Origin of the sequence: Bacillus sp. USDA818B3_A (assembly GCF_009928415.1) — a bacterium.
In the GTDB taxonomy this organism is placed as follows: Bacteria; Bacillota; Bacilli; order Bacillales; family Cytobacillaceae; genus Neobacillus.
Genome location: NZ_JAABNN010000020.1, coordinates 1 through 22,170, shown reverse-complemented (window position 1 = coordinate 22,170; position 22,170 = coordinate 1). Strand labels below are relative to the sequence as shown.

Here is a 22,170-nt window from a genome sequence, read left to right as displayed (position 1 = left end):
ATAGGGATACCCGCAAGCGGCAATTACCAAAAGAGAAATAAATCAATAAAATGGGAGACTTTCTCATTGAACTCTCCAATTAACTCCAATTTCTATATTATTATATCAACTTAGAAAAATGTGGTACATTCTAATTCATTTTTTAGTAGGATGTTTATATCCCAATCGCTGCATTATAAACCTATTTGATGATAAAAAATTGATTTAAATCAAGGAAATCGCCATACATTTCCCTTATGATAAAAATATACTTATAAATGAGAATGATAATCAGTATATAAGAGTTAGTTTCTTTAAAAATAGGCTCTGTTAATCATCTCTGTTGATAATTGAATAAAACGAACAATTGTTCTACAATGAAGAAAAAGGATGAGAGTGAGTGGTATTGAATGGCTTTGAAGGAGATTATTAAAGAAATTGAAAAACTTAGCACAGCCGACCAATATCGTTTAAAAGATTTTTTCACGAAATCCCTTGAGTCTTATGCTGCAAGTGAACCTGTGTTTAAAGAAGTATCCGAACAAAAACATAAAGATGGGTACACTTGCATTCACTGCCATTCGAAAAGTGTTGTTCGCAAATAACTACCACAGTCGTCTTAAAGGCTGGATGGACCGTTTCAATGGCGTTGCAACTAAATACCTCGACCATTATTTGAGTTGGTTTCAATTCTTAGATATTATCAAACACCGCAATGATAATACTACGGTAAGCAAAATGATTGTTGATAGTTGCTTGTTATCAATAAATGTCACTTATGATAAGCTCAGACTAACCACTTTTCAGTTATAATAAGATTTTTTCTTGTTCAGGAACGAGGCAGGATTTGCAATAATGGTATAAACAAAACTTTAGGAAACATTTAATACAAACACTAACTTTTAAACTGAAGAGGGAGGGTGATGGATATGATTAAGTTGATTAAGGAATTAATTGATAAACAGTATGGAAAGCCGCAAGGTCTATTAGGAACGTATATCGGTGAAAAGATGGTACAGCAACATAAACCTGAAACTTTATGGACTATTGAGCTATTAAACATTGTGCAGGGTGACAATGTATTAGAATTAGGATGTGGTGCTGGTTATGCAATGAAACTTATCCTAGACCTAACTTTAGTAGAACAAGTAGTAGGAGTGGACCTTTCACCTACCATCATTCGGTCGGCTACGATTAGAAATAAAACCGCATTAAATGCTAAAAAGGCAAAATTGGTTCAAGCAAATGTTAATAGATTACCGTTCCAAGATGGAAACTTTGACAGAGTGTTTAGCATACATACAATTTATTTTTGGGACGATTTATCTGAAACTTTATCAGAAATTTACAGGGTATTAAAACCTGGAGGTTATTTCGTAATCACCCTTTGTGATGGCAAAGATGATGAGATTTGGGAAGGGATAAAAAGTATGATTGAAAAACGATTAATTCCTATTGCTAAGGAAAATGGATTTCTCGATGTTGCATTATTAAAAGGTCCAAAATCTAGACAATTCCATACGATTGCAGTTTTGGGTCATAAACATTCCTAAGTATATAATCCCTTTTCAACAAACAAGTAGCATTTCTTAGAAAACGAACAAAAGGACCTCTGGGGTCCTTTGTTTTTACAGTTTATCAACATAAACGTTTAACAGAGCCAACAAAATAAATAAAAGGAATAATCATCATATAGAATAAGTTATTGCTAATAGACTTGTTGAATTTTACAGGAGCTAGATCTACTCCGGAATCTAAAGAAACCGGAGTTTCTTTTTTAAGGATAAAAAAATACATGATCTCATTGTTTATATTGTTGACAAGTAATTTAATGTTTTTTAATATGTAGTATTATACCGACTGACGGTATGATTCTTAGTATTAAATTGGAGGTTTTAATGTATGTCCAATAATCTACAAAGAAACAGCAGCTTCCCACATATATTGGATACAACAGAACAATTAATAAAGGAAAAAGGATGCAGACATACCACTTTACAGGATATTATTGAACGATCTGGTTTGTCTAAGGGAGCTATTTATCATTATGTATCTGGAAAGGATGAATTATTTGGATTAGTACTTAAATCTAAAATGGAACAGATGAATGCGAATTTTAATGGTGTAGTGGCTGAAACCGCTCCAAAGGATGCTGTTCTTCCTATTCAATTTATTGCAGAAGGAATGGCGGCACAAACAGAAGGGCAAGATGTATCAAGTAAAATCATGACTTATTTGCTAGGTCAAATAGATAATCCAAAAGTGGAATCTCTTCTTAGCGAAATATATGGGGCCTCTTTAAACACTGCTAAGAGTTGGATTGAAATAGGGCAAAAAGCTGGTGCTATCCCTGAAGAGATCAACGCTGAAAAAATGGCTTCACTTTTTATGGTTTTCACTTATGGACTGCGTGTTCGAAACCTAATATCAAAAAATTCAGGGCCAAGTGTACAAGTAGAAGATATATTTAATTTATTACTGCGCTCACTCAAATAATTATTTGGAAAAAAATTCAATCACTTCATTGACATACCGACTGACGGTTTGTATAATTAGTTCCATAAGAACACTGAGGGTGGTTCGTTTCTAATTTGTGTCTACCTGTACTCAAAGAATATAAAATTGATTTCTGGTTTCAAAAATTGAAATTAGGATTTTTTTTACAGCTCAACAAACCGTCGGTCGGTTTGTTGAGCTGTATCTCATTAAAAAATGAGGGGGAGCTAAGATACTTGAGTAAAGAAAATAGGAAGGTCTGAGGTAACACATATCATATTCCATGGGGTTCTCATCGTATTATTACTGAGGAGTTTTCCATTCTAAATTAAAGGAATTGAGAATATGAAAATTGAAGTGGCTTCGATGAATGACTTGAAATCTATTAAACATTTATTTGCATCTGTTACCAACCATCTGAGAAAGAATGGGGTATACCAATGGGACATATTTTACCCTAACCGATGGGTCATCGCTAAAGACCTAAAAGGGGGGCATCTCCATGCTATTTTTAATGATGGAATATGTCTAGGTGCCGTAGTTATGAATGATGTGCAAAGCTCAAAATATAAAGGGATTACTTGGAGTGATTCAAAAGGGAGACCTGCAGTTATCCACCGTTTAGCCGTTCATCCTGATTCACAGGGCAAGGGAATTGGTAAGCAACTACTTTTCTATGCAGAGGAATTAGCAAAATCAGAAGAATACACTAGTAATCGATTAGATGCCTATACGGGAAACCCTACTGCAATAGAGATGTATGAACGTGCTCTATACTCCTCGGCAGGGCAAATCCATTATGCTTTTCGTAAGCTTCCATATCTGTGTTTTGAAAAGATGTTTTAGATACCTTTCCGAAAAACACAAATATATATTGATTTATAGTAGAAAAAGGTGGGACTGTATATGAATCAAAAGATTTCAAAAAAAGAAATCATAAAGGGTATTTTTATCACCCTTCTCATTAACGGGGCGATTCCTCTTCTTGTGTACGAAGTACTTAGGGCTCATATTTCAAGTATCGTTGCTTTATCCATTGCGACTATTATTCCTTTATTTGATAATTTACTTAGTCTTATTAAAAAGAGAAGTTTAGATGTTTTTGCTGTATTTATGTTAGTTAGTTTCATACTAGGTATCACGATGATTAGTATAGGTGGAGGTGAACGCCTTTTATTAATTCGGGAGTCATTTGTAACTGGTATCCTGGGTATGATTTTCATCGGCTCACTCCTATTTCCCAGACCATTAATTTTCTATTTTGCTCTTCGTTTTACGGTAGGAAATGATCCAGATAAAAAGTCTACATTCGAAAAAAATTGGCAGTATGCTTATTTTCGATTTGTGTTAAGATTAATGACCATTTTTTGGGGATTAGCATTAATTGGGGAATCCGCAGTGCGCTCGATTCTTGTCTTTAAATTATCTGTCACTCAATTCCTGGCTGTTTCGAATTTTGTAATGTACGGTTTTATAGGAGCTGCGATAGTTTTTACTGTTATTTATCGAAAACATTCTCAGAAAAGACTCAAGGACATTATCTCTAACAAAAACAATGTTTGAAAACAATAACTTTTAAGTTGGGAGTTGAGCATTTATTGTTAAAAAAGAATGTTATTTTACCAGTTATATACGGGTTAGCTTATTTATTTACTCTGTATATTGTTATTCAATATATCATCTATAAGCCCAGTCAATCGGGTATGGTTTCTTCCAAGCTCCAGGATCCCAATTTTCCGTATATGTTTTGGAAGCTTTTCTTCTTCCCTCATATAATACTAGGTATCATGGCATTATTAATTGGTGCTTATCAATTAACCAACAAGAGCCGTCAGAATCGAAAACGACATCAACTGCTGGGGCGGATTTATGGATTTGCGATTTTACTTAATGTACTCTTAGTTCCATATATATCGATGTATGCAACAGGAGGATTCCATTCTACGATTGCATTCCTTGTGCTTGATATTTTTTGGCTGCTCACAACAGCAACCGCCATTATTTATATCAGACTTAAAAATGTTATACGGCACCGAGAGTGGATTCTTCGAAGCTATGCTATTACATTCGTTTTTGTCACATTTAGAATTTTTCTGCTCATTATTCAGTTTTCGACTCATGCTTCCTTTAACGTAGCTTTCCCGCTTTCAGTATATCTTTCCATCATTATTAACTTATTAATTACCCAAGTTTATCTCAATAAAAGTACACACGGTTCATTAGTCAAAACTCATTAGAAGAAACCTATTAATATACTGATAACATATTATTAAATTGATACTTATTAACCTAAAGATAGTAGAAAAGCGAGGTATATAATAATGCTAGAATATGGTGATTCGTTGGAGTGTTCTATGGAGGATTTTGCTGATTTGCTAAATAAATTCCTCATTATGAAAGGAGTTGAAAAGGCTTCAATTATATATTAGGTAAAAACATACTGTTGTTAGAAACTATAGGAGGTAATATGATGGCGGATATAGTTTGGGGTAGTCCCGCAAGTTTGTTTTGTTTAGGCTTTTTCTTAGCTGGGTTGGGAGTTTTTATTAAACTTTCAAGAATGCCAAAGAAATAATATAAGTAATTTAACGATAGTAGAAATAGCAGTCAATATTGACTGCTATTTTTCATGATCATAGAAAAACACATCATATATCTTTTGAACTTAAACTGAGTTAAAAAGAACCTACCTTTATTAAATTTTCTCGTCTAGATTTGATGTTATGTTGTTTTTGGAAATTAACTGATGCATGTTTTGGCAGTTTGAATATTATCCTTTTTGAATCATTACTTAAGACAAACAAAATAAGAGAGTGGGAAATGGCTATTATAAATCAGAAAAATATTAACTGCTTTTGTATAAGTGATTTAAATCAAGGAAATAGAAATGCATTTCCGTTATGATAAGAAGGTAAATATAAATGAGAACGATAATCAGCTTATAAGAGTTTGTTTTTTTAAAATGAATACGAGAAAATCTACAACTTTGTCCAATAATTTAAAAGCACAAGCTTTTCTTAATGGATCAAATGATAGATAATCGCCAACTAAAAACAGGATTGGAGAGACCGTATATGAACTAGGTTACCCGATTTAGAAGAATTACTAAACTTGTAAACCTAAATGATAATTTTGCTTACTATTATGGAATTATATTTTTCTCATAAAGGAGATTTAAAAATGTCTGAAGAAAAATTGTTAGATTTAATAAGTCCTGAAGCTGTCATTAATTTTGAAACTGGTCCGATTAAAGCAAGCACTTTGGATTCAATTATTAAACTTTTGCCATTTGAAATGGGCTTTTGTGATGCTAACGATATTTTCCGCTGGTATTCAAATAATCCAAACCGCGTACATGGTCGCCGTAAAGAAGCGATTGGCCGCCCTGTGCTTGAGCTTCACCCAAAAGTGGCCCACCACGTTGAGAAATTGTTGAATGATTTCCGTTCAGGAACACGCGACGAATGGGAATTTTGGTTCCCAAAACGCTCTGGTGAATCTGGTCAAATCTATCAAAAGTTTATGGCAGTACGTGATGAAAATGGAAAATACCTTGGCTGTATGGATGTGACCGTTAATATCGACCATTTCAAAGGAAAAGAAGGAATAAATACCCCTGAAACGATTGATGAATTTATTGCTGTAAAGCCTAAATAAAAAATAGTACCCTTCTCATTTGAGAAGCTGCTGAAAACACATTGAATTCCACAATTCAATGTGTTTTTCTTTATAATAGACTTATCAATTTTGGAGGTTACTTATGCTTAAACAACTATAAGAGGAATTATCTACCTATTGGAAGAAAAGGATAAAAGAGAAATAGGCTACTTGGCAGAATGATTTCAATGGAAATCAATTTATTTCATGACTTTACATAATACAATTAGAAATACGGTGAGGAAGCAAATGGCAAAACAGAAGCATAACGCAAATAACACGCCGAGAAGAAAACGATATAATCAAAAAGAACGGCTTCAAAACGCGAAAAAGTGGATTGAGCAATATGATGGAAAGAATCTAGCCAAAGGTTACAGTAAGTGGTATGGTGTAGATCTGATTTGTGCGATTGCCGAGCTTGAAATGCTGGGCTTTAAAATAAGACAATCATACAAGGATCAGGTAAAGAAAACAATTGAGGCCAGGCAAAAGCAGAAGGAAAAAAGGAAGCAAGAAAAAGAGTTGTTTAATGATGAATGGGATAATATGTTCTATTATGTTGCAGGGTATACTGAAAACGGCTTTCCCTTTGGTCTTACGAAAGAGGAAATGGAAGAGGATGAGGATAAGCAAAATATAACCAAATCAAAAAATTATAATCCTTTTATGTTAGACGACGAACTACCATTTTAGTTTACATAATAAATGATCGTATAGATCAAAGGATAAATAGATCGCATTTTTCTATTCATGAATAATTAGACATTGGTAATCATTTTTACAATCTCAAACAACTTATTTAAGATATTGATAGGCTATATAAAACAAATTTAGGAGTTTAAAAAATGAAAACAGAAAAAGTAAAAATGGTAATTGGTGAACTATATAATGCAGCCGACCAGAATTAGTAAAAGAAAGACTAAATTCTAGAAGGTTAACGAGATTGTATAATGAGACCCTTGAAACGGATGATAAGTCATTTATTAATGATTTAGATTAAGACATGAGATTATTGTAAATGCAATCATCTATTTAGGTAATCGTTTGAAATTAAATGTTTTAGCCGTAGGAATAGAAAACAGGAAACAATTATCCTACCTTTTACAGAAAATTGCCATGAGGGACAAGGGTACTACTGGAGTCAACCTGTTGTCGAGGATAAAATTCAAAACTTTTTGGACCTAATTGATTACTTGATGCTAGGAATGGAAGAAAATCCAAACGGAAGAAGCATGGTAACTCGTTATTTTAATCAATCAAATATATTGAAATAAATGTCTAACGACTTTACACTATTGTTATAGTAAAAACATGAATTGGATTGGAGGGATTTAAATGGAGACGATTACTAACGTTGAAAAATTTGATAAAGTGATTTCGGAAGCTCAACCAGTTATCGTTAAGTTTTTTGCTGGCTGGTGCCCGGATTGTACGCGGATGAACATGTTCATTGATGAGGTGATTAAGGATTATCCTCAATATGATTGGTACGAAATCAATCGTGATAAATTTCCTGAGTTAGCTGAAAAATATTCTGTCATGGGCATCCCGAGTTTGCTTATCTTCCAAAACGGAGAAAAACTTGCTCATTTACACAGTGCGAATGCCAAATCTCCAGAACAAGTTAGAGAGTTTTTGGACGAACAAAATCAAAAATAACATCGAAACGACCAGAAATCTCTGGTCGTTTGTTTTTTGTATTTCTGCTACAATTCCTTCTGACACCATTAAGGATTTTCGAAGCCTGACCGAAAAAGTGAAGGAATTCTTTCAAAAATCAGGGGGATATCACCAAGCTGTTGATGAGATTTTTAAATGGTAATTGAATAGATCAAGGAGTAGAAACATGTGTTCTGTTTCTTTGTTAAATATGATAAACTATAAATTACAATAGAATAGGATTTCACAAGGGTGGTCGGCGCACTCCCATTTGAAAGGGGGTGATACCGCATGACAGTTTATGAATCATTAATGTTTGCGATTGGTTTTGCAAGTTTAATCGTAACCGTACTGTCATTTAAATCAATAAAATAATCCACCCTTGAGTTAGAAGGCTCTGGTGGATTATTTCTCCCTAGCCGATTGCCCTTAGAGGGAACCGTCTATTGCTAGACCGGACATGTGGCTGCATGTCTGGTCTTTTTTAATTTATTCATTAATAGTCATATTATAACTGATTCGGATTCTATCGTAAAATTTTTCAATAAATTTTTAAGAGGAAACTTTTGCGAATTCTTGTTTTCATTCTTAAAGACATGCGGGTAATTTTAATGATGCTATTTCTGACCAAAATAAAATTGGGAGATTCAAGGCGGGACAATAGGTGAATCGAACAGATTCCTTAGTGATGAGGAGGTGGAGGAGTATAGAAAAGATTACTTTGAATAAGGTTCTCTTATGAAATTGTCAATTTTATTTTCTCTTCCAATTACCATATTTTTCAACCATACTAGTAACTAAAAGAATTGGAGGGAGTGCTGAAATGGAAGAAAAGAAAGTGTCGTGGTTAGAACTCTTTTATGATTTGTTATTTGTGGCGGCGGTTGCGGCTGCGACTCATGTTTTACTTCATGTTGAAGATGGTCATATCCATGCAGAGTATTTATTAAAGTTTGTATTAATTTTTATTCCTATATGGTGGGCTTGGGTTGGTCAAACCATATTTATTAACCGGTTTGGAAATGATTTATTTCAGCAACGTATCTTTTTAATTCTGCAAATGTTTTTTGTACTAATTATGACATCAAGTTTATCAGTTGATTTTGATCCTTATTATTTTTCTTTTTTAATTGGGTATATCGGGTTAAGAGCTGTGACTGCTATCCAGTATCTTATTATCCAGCGTGTAGAAACAGGAGTTCGAAAACAAGCAGCCCTATTTCTGGGAAGGTATTTTTGGATTGGAATCGTCATTTCATTAGTGTCCGTCTTTTTTGATTCTTGGATTCGATATGCTGTGTTGTATACTGGAATCCTTATTGATATCATTGTCCCGGTGCTTGGACGAAAATGCTTACAAAAGGTTCCCACAAATACGGCTCACTTATTAGAGCGATTTGGTTTATTTACCATTATTCTCTTTGGGGAAGCTCTTATTAGTACACTTGCGGTCATCCAGCCTACACAAGAAAATTGGAATTCAATAGGCTTTGCGGTCATTTCATTTATCTTGATTATATCGATGTGGTGGCAATATTTCGATAACATGGAGAAGAAACTCGACAAGTCTCTACAAACATCCGGCCAAATCATTATTTATGGTCATCTTTTTATTCTAATGTCTTTGAGCATGATTGCAGCATCTATCAGACTATTGTTTTTACATGAGGTCCATTACTCATTTATCTTATTTTTTGTATTTGGAGCTGTATTGCTCTATTTCCTGTCAACGACCTTTGTTTTCCATCAATATAGATATGTGCATCACCGCTTGAAAATTTATCATTTAGGGTTATTTTTAGGAATATTAGCCGTCTTTTTTATTATTAATTTGATTATTGTAGTACCCAATATTTTGATAATAGCTGAATTAACACTGTTTTTTATAATCTATACTAAACTAACAATTTCAAATAAAAAGCAACCTTAGACAAATAATATTAATCTGAGAATATAAAATGTTTAATAGGGGTTAATTTTCATTTTATTACTTTGACTAGGGGGGCTGTTTTTATGAAAACCATAATGATTACCGGTTCTTCTTCTGGAATTGGGAAAGCGACGGCTAAATATTTTGCGGAAAGAAATTGGAATGTTGTTGCAACCATGCGATCACCCGAGATAGAAAAGGAATTAACGGAACAGAATAATGTTTTTGTTACAAGGCTTGATGTTGAGAATAAAGATACAATCTACGAGTCGATCGATCAAGGAATTAGACATTTTGGAAAGATTGATGTACTTCTCAATAATGCCGGAAATGGATCCAGGGGAATCTTTGAAGCAGCATCGGAAGAGAGGATTCGATCATTATTTGAAGTAAATCTATTTGGTGTAATGAACGTGACAAAAGCCATCCTGCCTCATTTTAGAAAAAATAAGGGCGGTACCATTATGAATATGTCTTCTATGGGAGGAAAGGTGACTTTCCCAAGTATGTCGCTCTACCATGCGTCCAAATTTGCTGTAGAAGGCTTTTCCGAAGCTATTTATTACGAGTTAAAATCACAAAACATTAAGGTGAAATTGATTGAACCGGGTGCGGTCGATTCTGATTTTGGCAGAAGACCATCAGACAATTACTTCGATGCTTCTTTAACCGATTATAAAGAATACATTGATCGTCTAAATTTAACATCTCTAAAAGGAGAGGGCAATTCAAAGATGATCTCTACTGAAAAAGTGGCAGAAATTGTTTTTCATGCAGCTTCTGATGATTCATCCCAGCTTAGATATATTGTCGGTGAAGATGCAAAAGCTTTAATCAATTTGAAAGAAAAGGCAGGAGACGAAGCGTATTTAAACCAGATAAGCCAGATGATGTTGTCATAAGTTTAATAGATTTAGAGAAATTATGTTCACATCGTTTATTACCATATATGAAATCTCAATAGGCAGGCTTCAAACTCCAATGGCAATAGAGTTTGAAGCTTTTTTATATTCTCATTGGGTGTGATAAGTCAATGGGGAAACTACTATTATTTTTTAAAATTAAATAAAATGAAAGATTAATGGGAAAGATTTGCTCAACTTCGTTCCTGTTAGGGTATCTAATGACAATCCTGGAAAAAAAGCTATTGTTTATGGGCGTAGAGTTTGGGCAGTTTGATGTTGGAAGGATTTAGAAGATTTATATTGGGTATTACACAATTATGAGATGTATCGCTTAATGAATAATTACTTTAAAGAATGGATGAAGCAATTATCCACGTTCTAAGGCATTGGGGGAGTTGGATCATGATAATTGGAACCGCATCCAAATCCTTCTACAACCAGCCCTAGCATCTGGAACTCACCATCCCGCGAAATGAAATCTTCATCTTCCAACCTGTTAATAGAAAGGGGAGTAAAAGCATTGAAACAGAAAAAAAAGTGCGTGGCCATGTTACTGGCAGGTGGACAAGGCAGCCGGCTAAGTTTACTGACGAAAGATAAAGCGAAACCGGCTGTTGCCTATGGGGGCAAATATCGAATTATTGATTTTCCTTTAAGTAACTGTACAAACTCTGGTATTGATACAGTAGGAGTATTAACTCAGTACTTGCCCCTCGTCTTGCACTCCTATATCGGGATCGGCAGCGCGTGGGATTTAGATCGAATGCATGGTGGTGTAACCGTATTGCCTCCTTATTCGGAAACTTCCGGTCTTAGGTGGTATAGAGGTACGGCAAACGCGATTTATCAGAATTTAAATTATTTAACACAATACAATCCAGAATACGTAATCATTCTGTCCGGTGACCACATTTATAAAATGGATTATACTAAAATGCTTGATTACCATATTGAAAAGGATGCAGATGTTTCTATTTCTGTCATTGAAGTGCCTTGGGAAGAAGCAAGCCGGTTTGGAATTATGAATACAAATGAGGAGTTAGAAATCATTGAGTTCGATGAAAAACCGAAATCTCCTAAAAGTAATTTAGCTTCCATGGGTATCTATATCTTTAAATGGCCGGTTTTAAAAGTCTTTCTAGAAATGGATGATAAAAATCCACAATCAACCAATGATTTTGGCAAGGATATTATTCCACTCTTGCTGGAAGAAAATAAAAAGGTTGTCGCCTACCCATTCAAGGGCTACTGGAAAGACGTCGGAACAGTTAGCAGCTTATGGGAAGCCAATATGGATTTATTAAAAGAGGAAACAGAACTCGATCTTTATGATCGAGAATGGAGAATATACTCTGCTAATCCAAACCGGCCGCCCCAATATATTGCCCCGGCCGCACAAATAGAAGAGTCATTGATTAATGAAGGATGTACGGTGGAAGGGATAATTCATCATTCTGTATTATTCCAGGGAGTATCCGCAGAAGAAGGGTGTCAGATTCGCGATTCTGTTATTATGCCTGATGCCCGAATTGGAAAAAATGCCGTAATAGAGAGAGCGATTATCGCCCCAGGGATTGAAGTTGAAGATCATGCGGTCATTCGTCCATCAAATGAGGATGGTGTCATCCTGTATGCAGGTGAAGAATCGTAAGAAAACTAAAAAGAGAAGAAAGGGTGATACTTTTGTCTTGTTCAATGCTTGGAATTATCAATGCAACCACTGAGTTTGACACATTTCAAACTTTAACTGCTCACCGTACTTTAGCCTCTCTTCCGTTTGCAGGACGCTATCGATTGATTGATTTTATGTTATCCAATATGGTGAATTCAGGAATTACGAATGTAGCTATTTTCACCGGACAAGAGGTTCGGTCCCTGATGGATCACTTGGAATCAGGTAAGCAATGGGACTTGGGCAGAAAGCGTGATGGGCTGTTTGTGTTTTCACCTGAAGGCAATTCGGAGATCGAGAGATTTGGATCCTTTGCTCATTTTGCAAATAATATGACGTATTTCAAACGTAGTAAGCAACAGTATGTAGTTGTTGCCAATTGCTATACCGTCGGAACCATTGACTTTTGTAAGATTTTAGATCGCCATTTGGAAACAGGAGCGGATATTACAGAGGTCGTTCATAATGGCGAATCATTACAGACCTATATTTTGAGCAAAAAATTATTGCTCTCTTTGTTTGAACAATACAAGGATCAGAGATATTACAGTATTTTTGATGTCGTGCATGATAAACGCCATACATTGCAAATAAATAGGTATGATTGGACTGGTTATATTTCCAACATTGATTCCCTTAACAGTTATTATCAATCTAGCTTAGATCTTCTACAGCCAACCGTATGGAAACAGATTTTTACTAATGACGAGCCCATTCTTACAAAGGTAAAAGATGAGCCCCCAACAAAGTATAAAAAGGGTTCAAAAGTTAGGAACTCCATCATAGCGAATGGGTGCATGATTGAAGGAGAAGTAGAGAATAGCATTATTTTCCGTGCCGTAAAAATCGGTAAAGGTGCGATTATTCGTAACTCGATCATCATGCAGAAGTGTCAAATTGAAGAAAATTGTGTACTGGAAGGAGTCATTTTAGATAAGGATGCCATTGTCGGAAATGGGATCCAAATGACAGGAACAACCGAGGCGCCTCTTGTAGTCAAAAAAGGTACCGTGCAAAGGGGCGTTGCTCATTCATGAAGGTTTTATTTGCTGTATCAGAGTGTGTTCCGTTTGTGAAAACAGGTGGCCTTGCTGATATAGCGGGGGCACTTCCTAAAGCGTTAAAAGATCTTGGGACAGAAGTACGAGTTATCTTACCCAATTACTCCTTAATTCCTGAAAAGTTAAAAAAATCATTTCAGTTTCAAAAAGAGATTCGTGTGCAGGTTGGATGGCGGAATCAACACTGCGGCATTTTTACACTAGAGCAAGACGGGATTACCTATTACTTTATTGATAACCAATATTATTTTTACCGAGATTCTCTATATGGTCATTACGATGATGGGGAGCGATTCTCTTTTTTCTGTAAGGCGGTTCTTGAAAGTATTCCTCATTTAGATTTTGTTCCTGATGTGATTCATTCCCATGACTGGCACACAGGGATGGTTAATTTTTTATTAGACGCACACTATCGTCTCAATCCGCTCTATTGGGATATGAAAACCGTATTTACGATTCACAATCTACAATTCCAGGGAATTTTCCCTTATTCGGTTATGAGTGATCTGTTAGGCTTAAGTCATCAATATTTTAACAACGAGCAGTTGGAGTTTGATGGGTATGTCAATTTTATGAAGGGAGGCATTGTTGCATCAGATATGGTGACGACGGTCAGCCCAACCTATAAAGATGAAATCCAATATCCCTATTATGGCGAAGGACTTGACGGCCTCTTGCGAAAGCACAGAAATAAGTTGATCGGTATAGTCAACGGGATAGACGATACGGTTTACAATCCTAGGATAGACCGAGATATTGCTGTTTCCTATGATATTGATTCGTTAGAGGGTAAAGCAAAAAACAAGCAAGAATTACAGCACTATTTCGGATTACCAGAAAAATATAACACCCCCATTATTGCGATGGTCACACGCTTAACCAATCAAAAAGGGTTAGATTTAGTACTCCATGTATTTAGGGAAATGATGAAGGAGGATCTTCAATTCATCGTCCTTGGTTCAGGTGAAACCCATTATGAAAACTTTTTTAACCAAATGAAGCAAGAGTATCCCGATAAGGTAGGGCTATATCTCGGTTTTAATGAAGCATTAGCGCATCAAATCTATGCAGGGGCTGATCTGTTTTTAATGCCATCTCAGTTTGAGCCATGTGGATTAGGGCAGTTGATTGCTTTACAATACGGTACCATCCCCATTGTCAGAGAAACAGGCGGGTTGAACGATACGGTTCTACCCTACCATGAGTTTACAGGTGACGGGAATGGTTTCACTTTTAAAAATTTCAATGCTCATGACATGCTGCACACCGTTAGAAGGGCTGTTAATTATTATCAGGAAAATGAAATTTGGAGTGGCTTAGTAAAAAATGCGATGAGTCAGGATTATAGTTGGCTGCAATCCGCGAAGAAATACAACGATATCTATAGGGAACTGCTGCTAAACTCGGGAATTGAGTAAGCATGATAAGTACGGATCTTTCTAGCAATAAGTTTGTTACATCCTTTTTTAAAAGCCGTCCTTTTTATAAAACATAAATAATCCACCCTTGAGTTAATGGCTCGGGTGGATGATCACACTACTTTAGCCGATCCCCTTAGTGGGACCGTCTATTGCTCGACCGGACATGTTGATGCATGTCAGGTCTTTTTTTAAAATTCATTATTAATCAATTGTTAATCGATCGACCTCACTAAAACCTGCTGTCTTCTTAAAATTCATGTGATGAATGAAATTTTGCATGGCGTCCGAACAGTCGATTTTGTCGAAATTCAATTTGTTTAACGTCCTTTTTTCTATTTTTACAGAAAGGATTGTAATCTTCCTATTATAGCCGGTTGAGGTATCCATCATGGTCTCCGTTGCATGGATATATACAGTGTCCAACGGCAGAAGCGCAAACATATCCCGGGCAATTCTTAATAAACAGCTGCAGACATAGTCCTGTTGGATATCGAAGTATTTGCCTTTAGGCATCTGTTTGGTGGATACTTTGCCGGTTTTTGTCAATGATAACTGTTCCTTAGGAACCACTGTATCACTATGTACATCAAATTCGATTTCCATCGTCTTTGAATCTTCAGCAAAGAACTCGAAGCTGCTTCCAAATTCAAGTAAGTCATCTAATGGATTAAATTCTTGGATGACTTCGAAGTAGGTATCAATATCCCCTTCGATGACCTTTGTGGCTATTCTAACGTCCCTTTCCCAGGAGCGGTAGTCGATTTCATCTCTTTGTCGTGCTTCAATTACTTCATTTTTGAGGTTTTCCAATTCCTTATCCGATTGTTTGAATAATTTCGAGATCAAATTGGGTTTATAATTTTGAAGCTTTTCTAATGCTGTCTGCTCGTGGAAGCCGATTTGCCCCTCATTTCTATGATAGGGAGGATTCGCGCTTCTAACCTTGATCCAATTGATTGGTTCATCGGCTTCCTTATGGATGGAATGAATTCTTTCCAATTTATTTTCATAGAGATCAACCTCTAAAGCAGCCTGTTCTAGTGCATCTAATCGATCCATTTCTTTTTGTCTTGCTTGTATTTCTCTTTGCCGGTTATAAGCTGGGGTGTTGCGCTTCCTTCCACCTGAAGTGGTATAGTAAATTCCTGTTCCAGGAATGCTTGCCGTCATCCGGCTGCCAGTTCTAGAATTCACACTATAGCGTAATCCTTTCACTCCAGCACTCAAACCAACACTTTTGGAACCCACATTTAAACGTACTCCAGGAGCAATCTTGAAACTCTTTCTAAACCCAAATCCCATTCCTGACCCTCCTTTTTTAAAATTATAACAAAATAATCTTTCATGAAGAAAATATTAAAAAACAATTGCTTTCAACCTCACAGAAGAAAAACATGAAGGGGTTTGAAGTGATAAATTTGTAACAAAATATAAGGAGGATTATAAAAATGGAAGGAATCTAATATAAATAATCATATAATGCCACCTGACGATGAAACATATTTGCAAAGAGTGAAAAAATGGCCAATTGTCCTTTTTATTTTCAGCTTGAATAATGATTGGAATTATACATAGTTAGGGTGAATGAGCACATGGGCTTTCAAAAATGGCTGCGTACCGTATTACCTGAAATCCAACTGATTGACTTCATTCAAAAAGAAGGCTTCAAAGGAAGGAAACAGAGCACTGTTTTGGGAAGGCAGGCAATGGCAGGAGTCAGTGGTATTCCTAGCGGTTCTAACAAACCCACGCCATATCATGCTACGGTTCCTCAATCTAGTGGGGCAATAAAAGAAGCGGCTCGGGATGCCACATTGGGGATTAAGAATTTAACGTTAAATCGGTCAAATGAAGAATTAGATCAATTATTTAATGAAATGAAGCAAACATTAACTAGCCATATGTTAGGACAAGAAACATACATTGATGACTTGCTTGTTTGTTTTAAGAAGGCGTTTTTAGCAAGAGCTAAAGGCACCATCCAAAACACGATTTTACTTTGTGGTCCTTCTGGAACAGGGAAAAGTTTAAGTTTAACTATTCTAATGAATGAATTGTACAAGAAAAAACTGACCCCTTATAAAAATTATTCGACACTTGACTTAAGTCAATATGGTGAAAAAGATGTCCATACCAACTTCATTGTGGATTGTTCGGCGTTATTTAGCTATGGAATTGGTACCGTCTGTTTTACTGGTTTTGAAAAGGCACAGGCAGAGGTTCTTCATTATGTGACAAAGCTGTTTCGAGATGGTTATTTTCGAACACCGGAAGGAATTGTCGTGAGTGCCTCCGATTACTTTTTAATTCTGTATATGGATGCTGAAATGAATCTAAGCGGAGCTGGCCAACAAATACCCGCAACTATCGCGAATAAGGTGCCTCCAGGGTTACTAAGAGAGATCAAATCCTTTGCTTACACAGCACCATTAACCGTTGATTCTCTTCGTACCATATTACAGACTCAGCTTTATAAAGCAGCAGCAACATTACAAGCACAGGCACAGTTACATATTCAATTTGATCACAACGTTTTTTCGACATTAGCTGAAAAACTTTTAACCACCAAAAAATATGGTGAAGCAATTCAGGATCTTGTGGAAAATCACTTCTCTTCTGTCTTATTAGATGCCCGGGCAAGAGGGAGACTCACCACCAGCAGCCAGATCCTTGTAAAAATGGAGAATCAACATTTTATAGCGGAGGCTGATAAGGTAAGAATTTTACTAAAAACCATCTCGATTATTAAAGAAGAAACATTGGAAGATATTCTTAACGAACTGAATAGTCTCGTTGGTTTGGACTCTGTGAAATCCTTTGTTCATGAACTGCTGCAAACGGTTAAATTACAAAAACAGCGTGAAGCGCTTGGTGGAAAAATAACACCCATGGCTTTACATATGGTTTATACCGGTAACCCGGGAACAGGGAAAACATCGGTTGCCCGGTTGATTTCAAGAATTTTAAAAGCAATGGGGTTGTTAACTCAAGGTCAGCTTGTTGAAGTGGCAAGACAGGATCTTGTCGGTGAATATGTTGGTTCAACGGCTCCTAAAACGGAGGCTGTCATTCAACGTGCACTAGGTGGGGTATTGTTTGTGGATGAGGCCTATACACTGGCTCGAAATAAACATGACAGTTTCGGGCTGGAGGCCATTGATACTTTGGTTAAAGGAATGGAAGACCATTGCGATCATTTAGTCGTTATTCTTGCTGGATACACCAAAGAAATGGACACTTTCCTAAAATCCAACCCTGGTCTTCGTTCACGATTTCCTTTTATTGTGGAATTCCCGGATTATTCTCCAAAAGAAATGCTGGATATTATGCTCTTAACCGCAAAACAGCGTGATTATGTGATTGACGCTGACGCACATGAAGGCTTGGTCGATTTATTTGCCACCAAGCAGATTCCTGGAAGAAATGATAGTGGAAATGGCCGCCTGGTTCGCAATTTGTTTGAGGAAGCCATTCGCAAACAGTCTGTTCGAATCAGTGAAAGTGTCCAAAAAGAAAATCAGGCGGCTATAAATGTTCTCACGAATGCTGATTTTGGAATGGGTGTAAAGGAAGAGTTTAATCTGGATGCCGCTTTTAAAGAAATTATTGGTTTGGACAATGTTAAAAATTTTGTTCGTACCTTAGAAAAGCAAATTCTCGCAAATAAACGGCGGAAAGAAGCAGGAATTGAGACTAGGAATGAACAAACGCTGAATATTATTTTTTCAGGCAATCCTGGTACCGGTAAAACCACGATTGCCCGGCTGTTTGCTGCCATGCTTAAATCGATGGGTATTTTAAAGCGTGGACACCTTGTGGAAGTGGATCGTTCACACCTTGTTGCCGAATATGCCGGACAAACAGCTGTGAAGACCACAGAAGTAGTGGAAGGTGCATTAGGTGGTGTTTTATTTATTGATGAAGCCTATTCTCTGGTAGAGGAAGGAACGGCAGGGGGAGGATTTGGGAAGGAAGCCATTGACACATTGGTACGGCTGATTGAAAACCACCGTGAAAACCTAGTAGTCATCCTTGCGGGGTATACCATTGAAATGGAAAAGTTTTTGGATTCAAATCCTGGACTATCGTCTCGTTTCCCATTAAATATTACGTTCCCTGATTATTCAGCAGAGCAATTAGCTCAAATGACAAATGTGATGGCAAAATCAAAAGGCTTTGTTGTATCGGATGAAGTAAAAACTGCCTTAGTGTCTTTTTATGAGAAAAAGCAAATTCCAGGTAAGAATGATAGCGGAAATGGCCGTCTTGTAAGGAATACAGTTGAGAACGCCATCCGAAATCAATCCGTTCGCATTGTGGAGCAGCCGGATTTAAGGGTAGAAGAGCTCAATCGATTAACCTTAGAAGATTTCAAGCTGACAGCTGTGGAGAAACAGGAAACCGCTCTGAAGGAATTGGAACAAGTGATTGGCTTGGTGAAAATAAAGGAATTTGTCAGGTCGCTTTCTGCTCAAATTGAAATCGCAAAAAAGCGGGAAGAATTGGGATTGCCGAAGGCCGGTGCACAATCCCTTCATATGGTTTTTAAGGGAAACCCAGGGACGGGTAAAACGATGATTGCTCGTATTTTAGCGAAGCGCTTTAAGGAATTAGGGGTTATTAAACAGGATCGACTGGTAGAAACTGATCGGTCTGGTTTAGTTGCAGGCTATGTGGGTCAAACTGCACTGAAAACGAGGAAAGTGCTTGAAAAGGCACTTGGTGGGGTTTTATTTATTGATGAAGCTTATGCACTGTTAGGAGGTACCAATGATTTTGGTCAGGAAGCGATCGATACTATCGTGAAATTTATGGATGATCACCGTGAAAACATCGTTGTGATTTTAGCAGGGTACGATGAAGATATGGAGCGATTTCTCGATTCTAATGCGGGGCTGCGATCTCGATTTCCAACGATTATTGACTTTCCTGACTATGCGCCACATGAACTGCTGCAGATTAGCCGGCTAACCTTTAAAGCAAAGGGTTATGAGGTGTCTTCAGATACGGAAGCTGCTTTACTAAAAAGGTTTTATCAATCTAAGCAAGTTGAAAATGCCGGTAACGGAAGACTTGCGCGTAACCTTTGTGAGTTAGCGATCCGTCATCATGCGGTACGAGTCAGTCAAATAAACAATCCTTCAGTAGAGCAATTAGTAACCATTCTCCCGCAAGATATTTCGGAAGTTGGTGAACAAAATGGGTAAACTATTTGCCATTCTAGGAGCAATTGTTTATTACTTATGCTATCCATTTGTTTTAATCTTTGTCCTATTAGGACCACTTATGGAATTTCCGGTTCTATTAGAGATTTTTCGACTTGGTTCACCAAGAGAAGGGTTAACTTTAGGTTTGTTAGGTTTTATCGGCGCCCTATTATACTTATCCTATCGGTACCCAAGGCTTGGATGGCTATATAAAAGATTCCCTGTTATGGTGCCCTTATTACAAATGTTTTTTATTACCTTAATAGGGATTGAATTGGCCATCTTTTTTGCGAATCTGTGGGCTGACAAACTCGTTTATGGCAAACAGATAGCCCTTGTCTTAGCCATCTTAAGCATCATTATCGTACGAGTGTATTTATCATTTTGGTACAGTAAATACCCGATCAGTTATAAAGTACACAAGATGTAAGGGGATAAACGATGAAGAAAGAAAAACAGCAGCCCAATCAGAACGATCATTCAGAGTATAACCCATCACTTTCTGAGTATGACCAGGAACAGACTGAGCCAGAAATTGTCCCGCATCAACGATCGATACGCAAATCCACCGGGTGGGCCACGTTAATTATCATAGGGATGGCCATTCTAGGGAGCTTCTTTACTACCAGTTATAGTGACGAAGGAACAGAAGAAGAAGTGGTTGCCAACCGGATCAGTAAAACGACAACGGCGGGTGAAAGCTTAATAAAGGATGAAACTAATTCGAATATCAGAGCAAAAGATTTTGAAGTAACAAACGCTGGCACTGATGGCGGGGAAGCTAGAATGTTAATTTGGGATTTTAACAAAGAGGATTTGGATGAAGTGGCGATACTGGTGGATGGAGTCCCAGTAAAGGAAAAACTAATTATAACCGAAAATGCTGCTGCCCTCAGCATACCCGTTCCTAGCAAAGTGACCATTAGTGGAGTGAAGGATGTTGGTGGTGGAATCTCTTATGCGGTTAAATTTCCAAATAATGAAACAACCTACTTTAATGTCGTTTCAGTTGGACAATCGAATACTTATACAGTCCTTCCTAGACCATAGAATAAATCTAAAGCTGAAGCTTCTATTTTTGTAAGTTGTTCTCTTTTGAGGTACCCTAATGGCAAAAAGCATATATAAAAACAGTTATAAAAGCAGTGTGTTTCTGAAGTGCACCCCAAAAGTTAGAGTGAAAATCTAACTTTGGGGTGTATTTTTATGGCTAAATATAACGTTTAGTGGAAGAAGGAATTATCCTATGTTTGTTGAAATAGTCATTATATATAGGTGATTTAATATTCCCAATGTATATTTTACGGTTATTTATTCTCTTGTTATGGAGGGGTTTTATTGCAAACACTTTTTAGGTATAACTGGATGGTAAGAGAAGATTGGTATCGTTGGTGTGAAGAGTTAAGTGAAGCAGAGCTTTTGCAAAACCGAACGGGTGGAATGGGAAATATATTACATACATTTTTTCATATTGTTGATGTCGAGTGGAGCTGGATCCGTCTCTTACAGGGTAAAACTGACTTTCAGGAGAGTTTTGATAATTATAGAAGCTTGAACAAGGTTCGTAAATTGGACGCAGAATTTCATTTAGAAGTGGAGAACTTTGTGAACAACTGGAATGCTAGTATGGAAAATCAATTATTTTACGATACCCTGCCAGATGGAAGAATTGTAACGGATACTTGGGGTGAAATTATGAGACATACCATTGCTCACGAAATTCACCATATAGGACAACTATCAATATGGGCAAGAGAATTGGGAAGAAAGCCTGTTTCAGCAAACCTCATCGGACGGGGCCTTTCGTTAAAGAAGAATATCGAAATCGAGGAATAGGTGGCATTATTGTTGATTTTTTAATTGATTATGCCAAACAACTTGGATATGAGGAAATAACGCTTGGTGTAGATACAGATAACTTAAACGCAAGACATCTATATAAAAAGAAAGGTTTTACAATCGTATTATATTTTGGCGAAGATGAATACGGTGAATATGTAAAACTCCTAAAGAAATTAAAATAGATTTCCAAAAAGTATGGTGAATATGTGAGAGCTTTCTTCCAGTAACTAGGGCTTATGTGAAAGATGCGGTGCTACGGCGATCCTTTTTGTTATTAACTATCGGGGCAGGTGTGCGGCCGAGCCTAGGTCGTATCATATAACGGGTGGGATTCCCGTCGA

The 22,170-nt window shown here is 36.7% G+C and carries 21 protein-coding genes and 3 pseudogenes; 23 read left to right on the top strand and 1 reads right to left on the bottom strand.

The genetic code is table 11. The annotated features are described in order from the left end of the window. The first annotated feature begins 389 nt into the window (after positions 1-389). From GXK58_RS27390 to glgA, 18 genes and pseudogenes are all read left to right on the top strand, one after another. Positions 390-584, top strand: a complete 195-nt coding sequence (locus tag GXK58_RS27390; RefSeq protein ID WP_237389754.1) for a hypothetical protein — start codon at positions 390-392, stop codon at positions 582-584. Continuing rightward, positions 580-792: pseudogene (locus GXK58_RS27385) on the top strand (IS1595 family transposase); the annotation flags it as partial. The gene GXK58_RS27390 and the pseudogene GXK58_RS27385, both read left to right, overlap by 5 nt. 116 nt (positions 793-908) lie before the next feature. Continuing rightward, the gene (locus tag GXK58_RS21920) at positions 909-1,532 is read left to right on the top strand and encodes a class I SAM-dependent methyltransferase (protein WP_160725317.1); all 624 of its coding nucleotides are present in this window, start codon (positions 909-911) and stop codon (positions 1,530-1,532) included. Between the two features lie 349 nt (positions 1,533-1,881). Further along, a complete protein-coding gene (locus GXK58_RS21915) occupies positions 1,882-2,475 on the top strand; it encodes a TetR/AcrR family transcriptional regulator (RefSeq protein WP_160725316.1) in 594 nt (197 codons plus the stop codon). A 345-nt stretch (positions 2,476-2,820) separates the two neighbouring features. Further along, entirely contained in the window at positions 2,821-3,321 is a 501-nt protein-coding gene (locus GXK58_RS21910; protein WP_160725315.1) for a GNAT family N-acetyltransferase, read from the top strand. A 60-nt stretch (positions 3,322-3,381) separates the two neighbouring features. Then, positions 3,382-4,038 (top strand): VC0807 family protein, encoded by a 657-nt coding sequence (locus GXK58_RS21905; RefSeq protein ID WP_160725314.1) that lies wholly within the window; start codon positions 3,382-3,384, stop codon positions 4,036-4,038. A 35-nt stretch (positions 4,039-4,073) separates the two neighbouring features. Beyond that, positions 4,074-4,712 carry a DUF2306 domain-containing protein gene (locus GXK58_RS21900; protein ID WP_160725313.1) on the top strand — a complete coding sequence of 213 codons (639 nt, stop codon included), beginning with the start codon at positions 4,074-4,076 and terminating at the stop codon, positions 4,710-4,712. A 943-nt stretch (positions 4,713-5,655) separates the two neighbouring features. Beyond that, complete coding sequence (locus GXK58_RS21895; RefSeq protein ID WP_160725312.1) at positions 5,656-6,132, top strand: PAS domain-containing protein; 477 nt, start codon at positions 5,656-5,658, stop codon at positions 6,130-6,132. A gap of 249 nt (positions 6,133-6,381) precedes the next feature. Further along, positions 6,382-6,825, top strand: a complete 444-nt coding sequence (locus GXK58_RS21890; protein WP_160725311.1) for a hypothetical protein — start codon at positions 6,382-6,384, stop codon at positions 6,823-6,825. Between the two features lie 152 nt (positions 6,826-6,977). Beyond that, positions 6,978-7,111: pseudogene (locus GXK58_RS21885) on the top strand (maltose acetyltransferase domain-containing protein); the annotation flags it as partial. A 356-nt stretch (positions 7,112-7,467) separates the two neighbouring features. Further along, the gene (locus GXK58_RS21880) at positions 7,468-7,791 is read left to right on the top strand and encodes a thioredoxin family protein (protein WP_160725310.1); all 324 of its coding nucleotides are present in this window, start codon (positions 7,468-7,470) and stop codon (positions 7,789-7,791) included. 291 nt (positions 7,792-8,082) lie between these two features. Then, complete coding sequence (locus tag GXK58_RS27775) at positions 8,083-8,166, top strand: putative holin-like toxin (RefSeq protein WP_442862495.1); 84 nt, start codon at positions 8,083-8,085, stop codon at positions 8,164-8,166. 448 nt (positions 8,167-8,614) lie between these two features. After that, positions 8,615-9,721, top strand: coding sequence for a low temperature requirement protein A (locus tag GXK58_RS21875; RefSeq protein WP_160725309.1), 1,107 nt, complete (start codon positions 8,615-8,617; stop codon positions 9,719-9,721). 83 nt (positions 9,722-9,804) lie between these two features. Continuing rightward, positions 9,805-10,623 (top strand): SDR family oxidoreductase, encoded by an 819-nt coding sequence (locus GXK58_RS21870; RefSeq protein WP_160725308.1) that lies wholly within the window; start codon positions 9,805-9,807, stop codon positions 10,621-10,623. Positions 10,624-10,803: 180 nt separating this feature from the next. Next, positions 10,804-11,030: pseudogene (locus tag GXK58_RS27380) on the top strand (1,4-alpha-glucan branching enzyme); the annotation flags it as partial. A 143-nt stretch (positions 11,031-11,173) separates the two neighbouring features. Further along, positions 11,174-12,277 (top strand): glucose-1-phosphate adenylyltransferase, encoded by a 1,104-nt coding sequence (locus GXK58_RS21865; RefSeq protein WP_442862494.1) that lies wholly within the window; start codon positions 11,174-11,176, stop codon positions 12,275-12,277. 32 nt (positions 12,278-12,309) lie between these two features. Continuing rightward, positions 12,310-13,335 carry a sugar phosphate nucleotidyltransferase gene (locus GXK58_RS21860; RefSeq protein WP_160725306.1) on the top strand — a complete coding sequence of 342 codons (1,026 nt, stop codon included), beginning with the start codon at positions 12,310-12,312 and terminating at the stop codon, positions 13,333-13,335. Continuing rightward, positions 13,332-14,777 (top strand): glycogen synthase GlgA, encoded by a 1,446-nt coding sequence (glgA, locus tag GXK58_RS21855; protein WP_160725305.1) that lies wholly within the window; start codon positions 13,332-13,334, stop codon positions 14,775-14,777. The genes GXK58_RS21860 and glgA overlap by 4 nt, the downstream gene beginning before the upstream one ends. A 204-nt stretch (positions 14,778-14,981) precedes the next feature. On the opposite strand, the gene GXK58_RS21850 is transcribed toward glgA, so the two are convergent. Beyond that, positions 14,982-16,082 (bottom strand): DUF4236 domain-containing protein, encoded by a 1,101-nt coding sequence (locus GXK58_RS21850; protein WP_160725304.1) that lies wholly within the window; start codon positions 16,080-16,082, stop codon positions 14,982-14,984. Positions 16,083-16,372: 290 nt separating this feature from the next. Here GXK58_RS21850 and GXK58_RS21845 point away from each other — a divergent pair, with 290 nt between their 5' ends. The 5 genes from GXK58_RS21845 to GXK58_RS21825 all read left to right on the top strand — a co-directional run bounded on the left by GXK58_RS21845 (position 16,373) and on the right by GXK58_RS21825 (position 22,011). Next, a complete protein-coding gene (locus GXK58_RS21845) occupies positions 16,373-19,987 on the top strand; it encodes an AAA family ATPase (RefSeq protein WP_160725303.1) in 3,615 nt (1,204 codons plus the stop codon). Then, on the top strand, positions 19,980-20,417 hold the full coding sequence (locus tag GXK58_RS21840) for a hypothetical protein (RefSeq protein WP_160725302.1): 438 nt from the start codon (positions 19,980-19,982) through the stop codon (positions 20,415-20,417). Before GXK58_RS21845 ends, GXK58_RS21840 begins: the two co-directional genes overlap by 8 nt. An 11-nt stretch (positions 20,418-20,428) precedes the next feature. Then, positions 20,429-21,037, top strand: coding sequence for a hypothetical protein (locus tag GXK58_RS21835; RefSeq protein ID WP_160725301.1), 609 nt, complete (start codon positions 20,429-20,431; stop codon positions 21,035-21,037). A 288-nt stretch (positions 21,038-21,325) separates the two neighbouring features. Then, a complete protein-coding gene (locus GXK58_RS21830; RefSeq protein WP_160725300.1) occupies positions 21,326-21,823 on the top strand; it encodes a DinB family protein in 498 nt (165 codons plus the stop codon). Next, the gene (locus GXK58_RS21825) at positions 21,733-22,011 is read left to right on the top strand and encodes a GNAT family N-acetyltransferase (RefSeq protein WP_237389746.1); all 279 of its coding nucleotides are present in this window, start codon (positions 21,733-21,735) and stop codon (positions 22,009-22,011) included. Before GXK58_RS21830 ends, GXK58_RS21825 begins: the two co-directional genes overlap by 91 nt. The last annotated feature ends 159 nt before the right edge of the window (positions 22,012-22,170 follow it).